Raw genomic sequence first — 15,075 nt, forward strand, 5'->3', positions numbered from 1 at the left:
ACGTCTGCACGATACATATGTCAAGTACGCCAAATAAAGTTTGCCTGCATTCTGCTGCGTATAAAAAGAAGACTGTCGATTCAGACAGTCTTCTCAGTCGTACAATGCTGCTTAACCTTTAATCTTTTTAATAGCTTCCGTAATCATCGGAACGATCTGGAAAGCGTCGCCGACAATACCATAATCGCAAACTTTGAAAATCGGAGCATCTTCATCTTTATTGATTGCAATGACGCAATCGGAGCCGCTCATACCGGCTAAATGCTGAATGGCGCCGGAAATACCGCAGGCAACATAGATCTTCGGGCCGACAGTTTTACCCGTCTGTCCGACCTGATGAAGGGCGTCAATCCAACCGGCGTCAACAGCAGCACGGGAAGCACCGACAGCACCGCCAAGAGCGTCAGCCAATTCTTTCAGCATACCCGTAAACGGTTCGGAACCGTTCATGCCGCGGCCACCGGAAACGATGATATCGGCTTCTTCAATTTTAATACCGCCGCCGCCTAATTTAATGAGTTCAATGAATTTCGTCAAGAAATCAGCATCCGTCAATTCTACGGACATATCGATAACTTCACCCGTTGCATTGGCATCCGGTTCCGGTTTCTTGAATACGTTCGGACGAACTGTACCCATTTGCGGACGATTGTCACGGCAAATGATTTCAGCCATGATGTTACCGCCCAGTGCCGGACGGGTCCAGACGATAGTTTTGCCGTCTTCATCAACAGCCAGGCTCGTGCAGTCGGCAGTTAAACCCGTTTTCAGTTCATTGGCAACGCGGGGGCCGAGATCACGACCAATATTCGTAGCACCAACGAGATATACATTCGGTTTAACTTTTTCAAAGAAATCCGTTAAAGCTTTTGTATAAGCCGTCGTGTTGTAATTTTCGAATTTAGGATCATCATACACATACACTTTTTTTGCACCGCTGGCAATAAGTTCCTGTGCCAAGGGTTTTACGTTATGGCCAATCAGTACAGCGCCAACTTCGTCACCAATGGTGTCAGCCAGTATTTTGCCCTGACCCAACAGTTCGAAAGCTACGTTACGTAATTTGCCTTCAAATTGTTCAGCGATTACATATACGCCTTTGTATTCTGCTACATCCATCTTCACTTATCCTCCTTAGATTATATGATCTTTTGTGCAGTCAATTTTTCCATCAACGTTGCTACAGCTACACTCGGATCTTCTTCCTTAATGATGAGACCCTGTGTTCTCTGAGGCGGAGTGAAAATTTTGCGAACCTTTGTCGGAGACCCGGACAAGCCGATGAGCGATTCATCAACTTTAATATCTTCTGCAGAAAGCGTCGGGATTTCACGACGTTTTGCTTTCATTGTGCCGCGAATGGTCGGGAAACGAGGTTCATTCAATTCCTTAACTGCAGTGATCAAAACAGGGAAGTTAGCTTCCGTTACGATGTAGCCTTCTTCGTTCTGTTGTTTAACCGTAACTTTGGTGCCGTCAACGTCAATATGAGCAGCATAGGTAATCTGCGGAATGCCCAATTCAGTAGCAACCTGCGGACCGACCTGAGCCGTATCGCCGTCAATGGCCTGCTTGCCGCAAAGAATGATATCAAACTGTTCGATACCTTTAATTTCAGCAACTTTCTTAACAGCCTGTGCCAAGCAATAGCCTGTAGCCAACGTATCGGAACCGCCGACCTTTCTGTCTGTGAGGAGATAAGCATCGTCAGCACCCATTGCCAAGCCTTCGCGCAATACTTCGACAGCCTGGGGTGGCCCCATCGAAAGCAATGTTACCGTTGCTCCCTGGTTATCCTTTAACTGCAGAGCTGCTTCCAGAGCATTCTGGTCAAAGGGGTTGAAAATGTTAGGAACGCCGGCGCGAATGACCGTATGTTTTACGGGATCAATCTTTACTTCTGCCGTGTCCGGAACCTGTTTGACACATACCAATATTTCCATATTACATTTGCCTCCTAAAAAATTTTTATTTTATTCAACAGGTCCGGTCATAAGGCCGGACCTGTATCCTAAACAATTTTACCGCAAGAGAGCGCCGGAAGTAACCATGCGCTGTACTTCGTTCGTTCCTTCATAAATCTGCGTGATCTTAGCATCGCGCATATGACGGGCAACAGGATATTCTTCACTGTAGCCATAGCCGCCGAAGATCTGAACGGCATCAACGGTAACTTCCATAGCAATGTCGGAAGCATACATTTTAGCCATAGCAGCATCAACGGAGAACGGTTTCCCTTCCTGTTTCTTCATAGCTGCTTTGTATACGAGAAGACGGGCTGCTTCAATTTTCGTTGCCATATCGGCAAGTTTGAAGGAAATAGCCTGGAATTTGCAAAGCGGTTTGCCGAACTGTACACGTTCTTTAGAATATTTGATTGCATCTTCCAACGCTGCTTCAGCAATACCGAGAGCCTGCGCAGCAACGCCGATACGGCCGCCGTCCAAGGTCATCATGGCAATCTTAAAGCCTTTGCCTTCTTCGCCGAGAAGATTTTCAGCAGGAACTTTTACATCCTGGAACACCAGTTCCATCGTTTGAGAAGTATGGATACCGAGTTTGTCTTCCTTCTTGCCGAATGTGAAGCCTTCCATGCCTTTTTCCAGAATGAAAGCGCTGATGCCTTTATTGCCCTGAGTCTTGTCCGTCATAGCGAATACGACATAAATATCAGCGGCGCCGCCGTTGGTGATGAAGATCTTGGAGCCGTTCAATACATAGTGGTCGCCTTCTTTAACGGCAACAGTCTGCTGTCCGGAAGCATCCGTGCCGGCATTGGGTTCCGTCAAGCCGAATGCGCCCAATTTCGTACCTTCGCAAAGAGGCGTCAAATATTTTTTCTTTTGTTCTTCATTACCGAACTGCCAAATCGGATTAGCACAGAGAGAAACGTCTGCAGACAGTGTAATCGAAACACCGGCATCATATTTTGCCAATTCTTCAACCGTCATGATGTAGCTCAAAACGTCGGCTCCGGCGCCGCCGAATTCTTCGGGGAAATAAGTGCCAGCAAGGCCCATGCCCAGCATTTCTTCAATTAAAGCTTCGTCATATTCATGCTTGTGATCACGTTCCGTAACTGTCGGCAACAATTTCTTAACGCCAAAATCTTTCGCCAATTTGACAAACATTTCCTGATCTTCTGTGTAATTAAAATCCATTCTCTTCCACTCTCCTTAAAATAATCATTAAAAATTTTAGTATGATATTACAGGCTTTAAACTCCCTACAGAAATTTCTTCACAGGCCTGCAATCATAAGCATTAACCACCGGAACCCGATGCATCTACACCCTGCACCAGCTCTTCTTTGTAAATTGTACAACTTTTCACAATATAAATCAATACCCCAACGATAGCTTTAAGCACTGTAATTATTCTATTTAGTCATAGTTATGGCAGTATTTATACCTATCAAGACTAGTCTTATTTATAAATATAACGAAAAAACGATTTCTTTTCTCACATACGTTAAGAAATTATCCGTAAATATACGTTACTTTATGCCATTAATTCTTCATCAAAACATTCAGTTATATTAATTAATTTCCATTTCAAATAATTGTTCCGTTCGGACGACTGCTTCAACAAGTTCTATTTAGAACATAAATGAACAGACACCGAATTTTTTTGCATATCCTCCGTTATTTCCAGAAAATTTTTGATGATGTGGCCCGTAATGCCCCAAATAACATATTCATTATACTTACAGTAATAGACATCATATGTTCTTCGGCGTTTCCACGAATTACGATCGCCTGCATAAGGAATATCAGCCGGAAAACCGGGTACGGGCCGTGTCGCCAATTCAATTTTGGCAGTTTCCATTCGTTCTTCACGAAACCAATTCAACGGAACTGTGAAGAGATGATCAATTTCAGCGCTTTTCTTAACTGTCGGCACTCGCTCTAAAAAGCCGAGATGAGGCCAGATCGTAACTCCGACGGGAGACTCCAGATAGTCCAGAGGACCGAAATATGCGATTTCCTCTGCCGCCATTTCCAATTCTTCCCTGGTTTCGCGCAAAGCCGCCTCTTTTGACGACGAATCATCAGCTTCGATTACTCCACCGGGAAAACAGATATCGCCCGGTTGCCACTGCAGATCATAACTGCGCACCTCAAATAACAGAGACGGAACCCCTTTATCCATAACCAACGGGACCAGAACCGCACAGGCTCTGTTGTTCAGGCAAGGTGATTGGATGACGTCTCTGCTCGCCCATCTTTGACGTAAGACTTCAAGTTCTCTAATCAAGCTATCCTCTCCCGGCACGTTTTTAAAAGAAGGATGCCGGCGGCATCCCTCTTTTTATTTTATAACGATATTAATGATTTTCTTGGGAACGACAATGAATTTCACTACGTTTTTATTGCCGATAAATTCCTGCACGCGCGGCATAGCCAATACCTTTTCCTTCAGTATGTCCGGACCGATATCCGGCGTTACCGTAATTCGTTCGCGGACTTTGCCGTTAATCTGGATCGGCAGTTCAATACTGTTGACGACCAAAGCCGCCTCATCCACTTGCGGCCAGGTTTGCGCATGAATGCTTCCCGCCCCACCGATCAGGTGCCATAATTCTTCAGCGATATGCGGTGTAAACGGCGCCAGCAGCTTCAACAAATTGGTGTTTACCTCTGCGGCTACATCGTGATGAATATCGGTATGTTCATTACTGTAGGCATACATGGCGTTAACCAACTCCATAATTGCACTGACAGCCGTATTCAACGCATATGTACCGTTCTGCCCCTGTACATCGGCACTCACCTTGGCAATAGATGCATGCTCTTTCAAGCGTAACTCCCGCTCCGCTTCCGTATAATCCCGCCGGCCCACATCGCCGCTCTTTGCCAAGGCGGCAAACTGATGCGCAATGCGCCAAACGCGATTCAGAAAACGATAAGAACCTTCAACGCCCTGATCGGACCATTCCAGATCACGTTCCGGAGGGGCCGCAAAAAGGATGAAAAGACGCGCCGTATCAGCGCCGTATTTTTCCAGTATCTCTTCCGGAGAAACGACGTTCCCCTTCGATTTGGACATCTTGCTGCCGTCTTTCAGCACCATGCCCTGCGTCAGCAATCGCTCAAAAGGTTCAACAGCTTCTGCAAACCCTTCATCATGAAATACCTTCATCAAAAAGCGGGAATACAGCAAATGCAGAATCGCATGCTCAATACCGCCGATATATTGATCGACATTCATCCAATGATTGGCTTTCTGCGGATCCCAGGGCTTCGCTGTATTGCGTGCATCGGTGTAACGAAGATAATACCATGACGAACAGACGAACGTATCCATCGTATCCGTTTCGCGAACAGCGGGACCGCCACATTTCGGACAAGTGCAATGGATGAACTTTTCGCTCGTTGCCAATGGAGAAACGGCACCTGCCGTAAACTGGACGTCTTCCGGAAGTTCTACGGGAAGCTGTTCTTCCGGCACCAACTGTTCACCGCACTTTTCACAATAAATGACGGGAATGGGAGCACCCCAATATCGCTGACGGGAGATAAGCCAATCCCGTAAACGGAAATTAACGGTCCCTTTGCCGCAGTGATGTTCTTCCAGCCATTTTGTAATGGCCTTCTGCCCTTCTTCGATCGTCAGGCCGTTAAATTCTCCCGAATTCATCAATACGCCTTCGCCGGTAAATGCCGTGTCGCCGTTACCGCTGAAATCGTAGTTACCTTCAGGATCGTCGATGACATAATGAATAGGAATGCCATATTTTTTGCAGAACTCGTAATCGCGCTGATCATGACCGGCAACGCCCATGACGGCGCCAGTACCGTAATCAGCCAAAACGTAATTGGCAATCCAGATCGGCACCTGTTCGTTATTCAGCGGGTTAACGGCGTAAGCACCGGTAAACATGCCGACTTTTTCCGCTTCATTAGACGTCCGTTCCAGATCGCTCTGATTTTTCATCTGCCCAATAAATGTTCGCAACGCCTGTTCATTGGGCTTGCCTTTGATCAACCGTTCGACAAAGGGATGCTCCGGAGCCAAAACGACGAAAGTCGAACCGAAAACCGTGTCGATACGGGTCGAAAACATTTCCACCTTTTCCCCGATTTCCGGGATATCAAAGAAAAAATTAGCGCCTTCGCTGCGGCCGATCCAGTTACGCTGCATGACCTTGACGCGGTCGGGCCAACCTTCCAACAAGTTCAAGTCGGCCAAAAGGCGATCGGCATAATCCGTAATTTTAAAGAACCATTGTTTCAGATCTTTTTTAACGACATCGTGATCACAACGCCAGCATTTCCCGTCGATAACCTGTTCGTTGGCCAATACCGTGTTGCATGACTCGCACCAGTTTACTTTCGCTTCCTTGCGGTAAGCCAATCCTTTTTTATAAAGAAGTTCAAAAATCCACTGTGTCCATTTATAGTACTCTTTATGGCATGTCGCCACTTCACGCTCCCAGTCATACGAAAGGCCGAGCGCCTTCTGCTGCCGTTCCATATTCGCAATATTGCTGTAGGTCCATTCTTTAGGCGGAATATTCCGTTTAATAGCCGCATTTTCCGCCGGCATACCGAAGGCATCAAATCCCATGGGATGAAGGACATTAAATCCGTTCATACGACGATAACGGGCAATGACATCACCGATCGTATAGTTGCGCACATGACCCATATGAAGATTTCCGGAGGGATAAGGAAACATTTCCAATACATAGTACGGCGGTTTGCCGTTGTCGTCAGGACAGCAGTCACTATGATTTTCCTGCCATATTTTCTGCCATTTCGTTTCTATTTCCTGGGGAATGTACTTTTCCATTTATCTTTTTGCCTCCTATTGTACTGCCGCTTTATGCCGTAAATGCAACGTTATTGGTACTATTATAGTGTTCCCGCTGTCTCAAGTCAATTCATGTTTTGCAAATCCTTGCCAAAAGCCGTTATCTTCAAATCCCTTGCGCCAAAAGGCGACACCGCCGAGACCTTCGCGAACTGCCAAGTTCCGTTTCGCCGCCAGCGTCTTGTCATCTTCGAACCAGATTTTTACGGTTCCCGTAACCAGTGGCAATTCCAAGTAATTGAGCTGCAGTCTTTCATCCCAAGTGAGGTAAGCGGCATATTTTTCCGCGAGTTTTTTGCTGTCCGCCAAGGTCAAGGTCCGAACAAACAGTTTCCGTTCCTTTCTTGTACCGACGTTAGGAGCAATCATCGCATTTCCGGGGCGATCGCGTTTTGCTTCAGCCACTGTTTTCGGCCATTTGTCTAAAGCGTCGGGCAAATTTTCATTTGCATCCGTTTCATACCAAATCCTCATGTAGAGCGGAATACCGAGGATAATTTTTTCCGCCGGCACCAATGCTTTCAACGTTTCCACGCTGTGAACGACCCACGGATACGATGCAACGGGACCGGCCGTCGAACTGGTCCTGCCGACCTGATCGTAGGCCATGAGAACGACATAGTCCAGATACGGCGCCAACGCCTGTCGGTCATAAACGAGCGACCATTCTTTGCTGTCCGACAGCGGGGTTATATCCATGGAAACGTTCAGTCCCCAACCATGACAGGCGGCGGCGAGCTTCGCTACAAACGCGGTCAGCCGATCACGGTCTTCATACCGGATATTTTCAAAATCCAGATTGTAGCCGTGAAACCCGTACAGCACCGCATAGCCGACCAATTCTTTAATCACTTTCTCCTGCAAGCGCGGATCAGCAAGAATGTTATGCGTCACATCCGGATCAAACCCGTTGTCGACAAGCGGCCACAACGCATACCCCTTCTCGCTGTATTTCCCGTCCACCCGATCCATCTCGTTGCTTCTCAACGAGATGCCGGCCGCAGTCATGCGAAATGCGCACGGCGAAATAACCGGCTGCGTCACATCCAGGCGCTGCACCGTATCGTTCTCCGCCATCGCCGGGTCCCAGAAAAGCACCGTGTGCAACACACTCTGTCCCGCTTTGCCGAAAGCAGGCGGCTGTTGCCGTTTCAAAACCGGTGCAACGCGCCCCCGCTCGGGAAAAGCCAATAGGCGTTTTTCATTCCCTTCCAACGCGTAACTGATCCCAAGAGGGCCGAGCAAATGACGAATATCCACGGCATACCCGTTCCGAATCTCTTTGCCCGGCAGCATCAAATCCACATTGCGATCGCTTTCCGTCATGTCTGTCGGCGCCGTCTCTGCCGGTAAAATCATCCGATACACACCTTGTTTATCCGTTGTCTGGTACAACCCGTATTGTTCCAGCGCGCGACCGGAAACAAGCCAGCGCCCGTCATCTTCGGTGATCTTCAACTCGTTGGCAAGGGCGTCGGAAGGCGGCGCCTCGAGGACGGGTACGGCAAAAGCGGCAGCCTCTTTTATCGTCCCTTCCCGTTGCGCCGAAAGCACCGTTTTTTTTGCCGCCGTCGAAGAAAGAACCGGTTCATTCCCTGCCGCTGCAACGTAAGAAAAGGCAGACAAACTGATCAGCAACAATGCCGCAACCCGCTGTATATGTATCATATTTACCATTATTTACTCTCCGTTCCGCACAAAATTACTGAAAAATCCGAATATACATAGTATAATGACTACTGTAAACGATACACAGTAAACCTGTTCACCATTATATCACAGTAAGGAGTCTGTTCCATGCATCAATACTTATTTTTTATCGGTTCCTTTCCGATCCGTGCCTACGGCCTGCTTTTTCTGTCCGGTATCGTCGCAGCCGGCATGACGGCGTATTATATCATGAAACGGGACGGCCGCGGCTGGCATGTCCATATCTTTGATTTCACCATGTACTGCGGTCTGTCCGGCATCGTCGGCGGCCGTTTGTGGGATGTATTTTTCTTCGACTGGCCTTACTATCATAACCATTTAAGTGAAATTCCTTTCGTCTGGCAAGGCGGCATGGCCATCCAAGGGGGGCTGATCTTCGGTGCCGTTGCCGGCATACTCTACACGCGCTTCCATCAAATCGACACCTGGGCTTTCGGCGACCTGTTGGCACCGGCCATCATCCTCGGGCAGTCAATCGGGCGCATGGCCAATCTGATGAACGGTGACGCCTTCGGTCATCCCACGGGCAGCGGCTTCGGCATCATCTATCCCGATACGACATTGGCCTATCGCACCTATGGAAATCAACCGCTGTGGCCTGCTGAAGTATGGGAAGGGCAAATTGATATTCTGATTTTTGTCATCCTTCTTTTTTTCAGTTCCTTCCGCCATAAAAAAGGACAGGTCTTTAGTCTCTATGTCATGCTTTATGCCGTCGAACGATTCTTTCTGGAGTACTTGCGCGGCGACTACAACGCACTCCTCTGGGGCTTTAAATCGGCGCAATGGACCAGCATCGTCGCCTTCGCCGCGGCAGCCGCCGTTTTTACGGCTCTCCAGTTTTTCGGAACCTATGACACGAACGATCTCGTCAACAACGACAAACACTGCAAATAAACAGCAACAGCGACGGCCTCGCGCGATGTGAGGCCGTCGTTGTTATTTGACCGTGCCGGCTGCAACGGCATCAATCCTTGCGTATAAGAAGAGCAATACCTTCTTCTTTATACTTTTTATATATCCGCTTGATGAATTGATGCCGCAAGGTAGCTTCGTCAACGATATTGCGTATCCGCAAAACGACAAGAAAGGAAATACCGTATTCCCCTAAATCGGTAAACCGTATTTTCGGCTGGAATCCGGTCACGCCGTATTCACTGTGATGCAAAACATCTTGCGCCACCTCTAGCGTCACCTGTTCCACGTGTTGCAGATCACTGCCGTATACGATTTTCAAAGGAATCGTAATCGTACATTCTGCCAACGGCTGTTCATAGTTTATCAAGGCTGAAGCGGCAATCGTTTTATTCGGTACAATGACCATATTGCCAGTCGGCGTTCGTATCGTCGTATTGCGCCAGTTCAAATCGACAACGCGTCCTTCTTCATGGGTTGCCAACCGAATGTAATCGCCAATACGGATCTGCTTTGACATCAACATCGTAATACCAGAAAATAAATTTGACAAGGTATCCTGCAACGCCAGTGCCGACGCCAGACCGCCGACGCCGAAAGCCGTCAGCAGTGGCGAAATAGAGATGTCATACGAATCGAGAACTATCAACGCACCTATGCTGTACACGACACAATTGATGGCAGTCGTCAAAATGGACGTCGCCGCATACTGTTTGGAACTGCGATCCAGTTTGTAATTAAGGTATGCAGAAATAACATGTGCAATCAGGATAGTTACGGTAACGGTCAACACCGTATGAAACAATCCATCCAGAAAAGCCTGCACAAAATCGGGAACGGTTAAACTCCATTTGGCAATTTTAATACCGATAAGTATGCCAACACAGGTAGGAATGGCACGAAATATTTGTCGCAGGCAATCTTCCGAAATATGCCGGCTCTTACTCAGAAAAACGATCAAAATACGAAAAACATATTGCAATACCACAATACCTACAGACAGGCAAATAAGAAATGCTAATAAATGTATATGCGGTCCTCCATGGAGGATCTCTTGTTCAAGAGAATCAAAAAAAGCTGGCATATGCCGTTCAGTCCTTCCGCAAACTATAGTCCACAACGATCCAAAATAAACAGCAACATACGTACGCAGTCCCCATCACAGCAATGTGAAATAAAAAAGATCATCAATACATCTTCAAACCCAGGACGGAACCAGTCGATTCCCCCATAGACGCAACGACGGATACCCACGACGGCGATATTGTGCTGAATACTCCTTATCATAGCACAAATCTCTGTATATACAAGAATCTTCTCCAATAGCCGCAAAAACCCGCTTCGACAATATCATCCGGAGACGTGCGGAACTGTTTACAAAAAAATAAAAGCACAGGAAAGAAACAACGCCTCTTTCCTGTGCTTTTATGCTATCTGGCCGGCTTATTGACGGTCCCGTTCAATGGCTTCCTTTAACGTATGCCAAGCCAAAACGGCACACTTCACACGAGCCGGCATATTGGAAATATTTTTTAACGCAATGGCATCTTCCAGATCTTCCAATTCATCATCATCCGTAACTTCCCGTTTGATCATGTCAAGGAACAAATTGGTCAACCGCAGCGCTTCTTCCACCGTTTTCCCCTTAATAACATCGATCATCATATCTGCCGAAGCCTGGCTGATGGCACAGCCGTGACCGGTATAAGCCGCATCTTTCACAATGCCGTCTTGAATATCGGCGCGCAGCGTAATATCATCGCCGCAACTGGGATTATGACCGTGTTCCTGTAAGGTGAATTTTTCCAGTTCTCTCTTATTTTCCTGACTTTGGTTATGCTCCAAAATAATATCAGAATATAACTGATCCATTTCCATCACATTGCCACCCCTTAATCTTTAAAACCCATCTGTTTGCGGATAAGCGGTAATTTATCGAGGAAGTATTCGACCTCTTCCATGGTGTTATAAATGTAGAAGCTGACGCGATTGGAAGCTTCAGCATGGATATGTGCGCCATAGGGCTGTGCGCAATGATGGCCTGAGCGGATAGCAATACCGTAGCTGTCAAGAATGGTAGCTGCATCGTGAGGATGAACACCGTCGATCGTGAAGGAAATGACACCCGTCTTTTCAGCCGGATCGGTACTGCCGATGATATGAATGTAGGGCAGCTTTTTCATCCCGGCGAGACAGGCAGCCGTCAATTCGTGTTCGTGCGCTTCAATGGCATCAAAGCCGATACCTTCCAGATAATCAATCGCCGCATGCATGGCTGCCGCGCCTTCGACGTTTTCCGTACCGGCCTCGAACTTGAACGGCAAGACATTGAACGTCGTCGTCTGTTCCTGCACGTACTCGATCATATCTCCGCCCAAGAGAAAGGGTTCCATATCATTGAGAAGGTCCCGTTTACCGTATAAAACGCCGGTTCCCGCCGAAGCACACATCTTATGCCCGGAGAAGACGAAGAAATCGCAATCCCACGCCTGAACATCACATTTCATATGAGGCACGGCCTGCGCACCGTCAAGGACGGCAACGGCGCCGACAGCGTGCGCCGCGTCGATGATCTTCTTCACAGGGCGCTTCATGCCGAGAACGTTGCTGACCGCCGCAAAGGCGACGATCTTCGTTCTATCGTCAATTTTAGCGAAATCCTCATCGGTAAAATGCCCTTCGTCATCAAGGTACATATACACCAATTCGGCGCCGGTTACCCGGGCAACGCGCTGCCACGTAACCAAGTTGGCGTGATGTTCCGAAATGGGAATAACGATCTTATCGCCTTTTTGCAAATGCGTTTCGGCATAACTTCTGGCAATGAGATTCAACGCTTCCGTTGCATTGCGGACAAAGATGACCTCTTCGCTGTGCGCGGCATGAATAAACTTCCGCACCGCTTCTCTGGCATCATCATAAATTTGGGATGCTTCTACACTGAGAATATGCGCGCCGCGATGGGGGTTCCCGTTATGTTTCTCCAACAAATCGACAATAGCCTGAATGACCTGCTTCGGCTTTTGCGTCGTCGCGGCGTTGTCGAAATAAACGATCTGATGACCGTTGTGAACTTTAGTCAAGATGAGGAAATCTTTTCGTACATTTATCATTGCAATCACCTTTCTGACGACAAAATTCCATTTTATCTCTGACAGCCTGCAAGACTTTGTTTTCCATATCCGTATCGCCGAGGCTGTCAATGACAGGACGAATATTGGATTCGACAATAATCAGTTGCGCGCCTTCACGATTGAATCCGCGGCTCATCAAATAATAGAGCATATCCTTATCGATCTGTCCGGCACTGGAAGCGTGATCACCGACGACATCATCTTCTTTGCACAACAGCAGCGGCAAAGAAATGGAATGCACGTCGGGGCTCAGCAGCAGACAGATATCCGATTCGGAGCCGGCAGCCTTCTTACAGCCCCGGAGGAAATCAATGGTGCCGCGAAAATACTTCTTCGCCGTATCCATCAGCGCTCCCGTCGTCAGAATATCGGTCTTGGTCTTTTCCCCTTCCTGCGGTACCCAATAGGAAAAATCCAAAATCTGATCCCGACTGCCGAGATACATGGCCTTACTTGAGAAAACGCCTTCTCGCTGCGTCAAATCGGTCTTATAATAAACGATCGCCGCCTTACTGCCTACTTCGGCGCTAACATAATCGATGGAACTGTTTTTGCCGCTTCTGGCATAACGATGTTCCACATGACGCACCTGCTCGCCATGAAGCTGAACCTTGCAGATTTTGACGGCAGCCGCTTCTGCAGCATCTACATATTCCAACAAGTTGACGGAGCCGTTTTCCGCATCGCCGTCAAAGGTCAGATAAACTTCAAGTTTACTGTTTTCCGGCGCGGAAATCTTGAGCTGCCCGACAATCTGCGGTAATTCCTGACTGAGCGAATAGGTCAGCCAGACCTTTCCTGCGCCTCCCGCTTTTCCCGTGATCGCACAGCCCGTCATGCTTTGCCCGACGGCTTCCTGTAGCGAGTCCGCTCCGGCTCCGGTAAAATCGCCGAGAGGCAATTTACCGTCACCTTCATAAAACGTGACGGACACGTCCCCTTCATGCCGTTCCTGAATGGTAATTTTCTGTCTTCCCGTCGCTTTCAGCTGCGGCAGTTCCAGGTGATTAACTTTCATCCAGCGGAAGGTGGGACGAGGGAGTTCATTATATTTTTCTGTAATCATTTCTCATCGCCATCCTCTCACAGAGAACTTTTCAGTTCCAAATTAATTAAATTATTCATTTCCACGGCATATTCCAACGGCAACGCTTTGGAAACGGGTTCAACGAAGCCGCGTACCAACATGGCCCGCGCTTCGTCTTCGCTCAGGCCGCGGCTCATGAGATAATAAATCGCTTCGTCGGAAATACGCCCGATCTTTGCTTCATGTCCTAAATCAATATTGTCGTTCTTGACGACGATTGCCGGTATCGTATCGGATTGAGATATTTCGTCAAGCATCAGCGACTCGCAGCTGACATTCGCTTTCGATCCCGCCGCCTTTTCATTGATGACGACGCTGCCACGATAGATACAGGTGCCGCCGTCTTTGGAAATGGACTTGGAATCGATATTGCTCGTCGTATTCGGCGCATTGTGTACAACCTTGGATCCCGTATCGAGGTATTGCCCTTTACCGGCAAAGGTCACGCCTGTAAATTCGCAATGCGCCCCTTCACCTTGAAGGATACTCATCGGGTAAAGACAGGACGTGTGCGAGCCGAACGATCCGGTTACCCAATTGATGGTACCGTTCTTGCCGACAATCGCCCGTTTCGTGTTGAGATTATACATATTTTTGGACCAGTTTTCGATCGTTGAATAAGTCAGCGTCGCATCATCGCCGATAAAGAGCTCGACGCACCCGGCATGCAGATTGGCAACGTTGTATTTAGGCGCCGAACAGCCTTCGATAAAATGAACTTTCGCCCCTTTTTCCACAATAATCAGCGTATGCTCAAACTGACCGGCGCCCGGCGCATTAAGGCGGAAATAACTTTGCAGCGGAATCGAAACATCGACGCCGGCAGGAACGTAAACGAAGGAGCCTCCCGACCAAACGGCACCGTGCAGCGCGGCAAACTTATGATCCGTAGGCGGCACGAGCTTCATAAAATGCTTGCGGACAACCGCTTCATGCTCCTTCAACGCCGTATCAAAATCGGTATAAATAACGCCTTGTTGAACCAGCTCATCTTGGATACTGTGATAAACGACTTCCGAATCATACTGCGCGCCGACACCGGCCAGCGATGTCTTCTCCGCTTCCGGAATACCGAGACGATCAAAGGTATCTTTAATATCATCGGGGACTTCATTCCAATCCGCCTTCATCTGGGCTTTCGGCCGCACATAAGTAACGATATTATCCATTTCCAATTCGCTGATATCGGGTCCCCAAGTCGGATAATCAATTTTATAGAACAACTCCAGCGACTTCATACGAAAATCGAGCATCCATTGCGGTTCCCGTTTCTGCTCCGAAATCTCCCGCACAATCGCCGGCGTCAATCCGGCATCCGTTTTAAAATCGTATTTAAAATCTTTTTTAAAGTTATACATATTGCCGAATTCGGAAAGCGAACTGATCTTGGAATTGATCTCGTTCATCTTTTCGG

Annotated in this window: 12 protein-coding genes; 1 reads left to right on the plus strand and 11 read right to left on the minus strand. The window is 47.9% G+C overall.

Features of this window, described 5'->3' with window-relative positions; translation table 11 throughout:
- Positions 1–111: 111 nt before the first annotated feature.
- From C0977_RS04835 to C0977_RS04860, 6 genes are all read right to left on the minus strand, one after another.
- Positions 112–1,119, minus strand: coding sequence for an electron transfer flavoprotein subunit alpha/FixB family protein (locus tag C0977_RS04835; protein ID WP_023052781.1), 1,008 nt, complete (start codon positions 1,117–1,119; stop codon positions 112–114).
- Positions 1,120–1,139: 20 nt separating this feature from the next.
- Positions 1,140–1,943 carry an electron transfer flavoprotein subunit beta/FixA family protein gene (locus C0977_RS04840; RefSeq protein WP_023052844.1) on the minus strand — a complete coding sequence of 268 codons (804 nt, stop codon included), beginning with the start codon at positions 1,941–1,943 and terminating at the stop codon, positions 1,140–1,142.
- Between the two features lie 78 nt (positions 1,944–2,021).
- The gene (locus C0977_RS04845) at positions 2,022–3,161 is read right to left on the minus strand and encodes an acyl-CoA dehydrogenase (protein WP_101912630.1); all 1,140 of its coding nucleotides are present in this window, start codon (positions 3,159–3,161) and stop codon (positions 2,022–2,024) included.
- Positions 3,162–3,593: 432 nt separating this feature from the next.
- Positions 3,594–4,256, minus strand: a complete 663-nt coding sequence (locus tag C0977_RS04850; protein WP_234987574.1) for an NUDIX hydrolase — start codon at positions 4,254–4,256, stop codon at positions 3,594–3,596.
- A 54-nt stretch (positions 4,257–4,310) separates the two neighbouring features.
- Entirely contained in the window at positions 4,311–6,794 is a 2,484-nt protein-coding gene (gene leuS / locus C0977_RS04855) for a leucine--tRNA ligase (RefSeq protein ID WP_023053411.1), read from the minus strand.
- 81 nt (positions 6,795–6,875) lie between these two features.
- Positions 6,876–8,492: a glycosyl hydrolase family 18 protein gene (locus C0977_RS04860; protein ID WP_023053419.1), complete on the minus strand. Its 1,617-nt coding sequence runs from the start codon at positions 8,490–8,492 to the stop codon at positions 6,876–6,878.
- A gap of 120 nt (positions 8,493–8,612) precedes the next feature.
- On the opposite strand from C0977_RS04860, the gene lgt reads away from it, so the two are divergent.
- A complete protein-coding gene (gene lgt, locus C0977_RS04865; protein ID WP_023053416.1) occupies positions 8,613–9,422 on the plus strand; it encodes a prolipoprotein diacylglyceryl transferase in 810 nt (269 codons plus the stop codon).
- Positions 9,423–9,492: 70 nt separating this feature from the next.
- Here the strand turns inward: lgt and C0977_RS04870 are convergent, their stop codons facing one another.
- The 5 genes from C0977_RS04870 to sufB form a co-directional block, all read right to left on the minus strand.
- Complete coding sequence (locus C0977_RS04870) at positions 9,493–10,428, minus strand: mechanosensitive ion channel family protein (RefSeq protein WP_231391281.1); 936 nt, start codon at positions 10,426–10,428, stop codon at positions 9,493–9,495.
- 455 nt (positions 10,429–10,883) lie between these two features.
- The gene (sufU, locus tag C0977_RS04875) at positions 10,884–11,318 is read right to left on the minus strand and encodes a Fe-S cluster assembly sulfur transfer protein SufU (protein ID WP_023053402.1); all 435 of its coding nucleotides are present in this window, start codon (positions 11,316–11,318) and stop codon (positions 10,884–10,886) included.
- A 14-nt stretch (positions 11,319–11,332) separates the two neighbouring features.
- Entirely contained in the window at positions 11,333–12,553 is a 1,221-nt protein-coding gene (locus tag C0977_RS04880; protein WP_101912631.1) for an aminotransferase class V-fold PLP-dependent enzyme, read from the minus strand.
- Positions 12,516–13,640, minus strand: coding sequence for a SufB/SufD family protein (locus tag C0977_RS04885; RefSeq protein WP_023053400.1), 1,125 nt, complete (start codon positions 13,638–13,640; stop codon positions 12,516–12,518). The genes C0977_RS04880 and C0977_RS04885 overlap by 38 nt, the downstream gene beginning before the upstream one ends.
- Positions 13,641–13,657: 17 nt before the next feature.
- Complete coding sequence (gene sufB / locus C0977_RS04890; protein WP_419177923.1) at positions 13,658–15,067, minus strand: Fe-S cluster assembly protein SufB; 1,410 nt, start codon at positions 15,065–15,067, stop codon at positions 13,658–13,660.
- Between the last annotated feature and the right edge of the window lie 8 nt (positions 15,068–15,075).

Origin of the sequence: Megasphaera vaginalis (ex Bordigoni et al. 2020) (genome assembly GCF_900240295.1) — a bacterium.
GTDB lineage: Bacteria > Bacillota > Negativicutes > Veillonellales > Megasphaeraceae > Megasphaera > Megasphaera vaginalis.

Bases quoted from the DNA above. Each gene is read 5' to 3' on its own strand.
- C0977_RS04885 (WP_023053400.1), bottom strand. From the start codon at position 13,640: ATGATTACAGAAAAATATAATGAACTCCCTCGTCCCACCTTCCGCTGG.
- sufB (WP_419177923.1), bottom strand. From the start codon at position 15,067: ATGAACGAGATCAATTCCAAGATCAGTTCGCTTTCCGAATTCGGCAAT.
- C0977_RS04880 (WP_101912631.1), bottom strand. From the start codon at position 12,553: ATGATAAATGTACGAAAAGATTTCCTCATCTTGACTAAAGTTCACAAC.
- sufU (WP_023053402.1), bottom strand. From the start codon at position 11,318: ATGGAAATGGATCAGTTATATTCTGATATTATTTTGGAGCATAACCAA.
- C0977_RS04835 (WP_023052781.1), bottom strand. From the start codon at position 1,119: ATGGATGTAGCAGAATACAAAGGCGTATATGTAATCGCTGAACAATTT.
- C0977_RS04845 (WP_101912630.1), bottom strand. From the start codon at position 3,161: ATGGATTTTAATTACACAGAAGATCAGGAAATGTTTGTCAAATTGGCG.
- C0977_RS04840 (WP_023052844.1), bottom strand. From the start codon at position 1,943: ATGGAAATATTGGTATGTGTCAAACAGGTTCCGGACACGGCAGAAGTA.
- lgt (WP_023053416.1), top strand. From the start codon at position 8,613: ATGCATCAATACTTATTTTTTATCGGTTCCTTTCCGATCCGTGCCTAC.
- leuS (WP_023053411.1), bottom strand. From the start codon at position 6,794: ATGGAAAAGTACATTCCCCAGGAAATAGAAACGAAATGGCAGAAAATA.
- C0977_RS04860 (WP_023053419.1), bottom strand. From the start codon at position 8,492: ATGGTAAATATGATACATATACAGCGGGTTGCGGCATTGTTGCTGATC.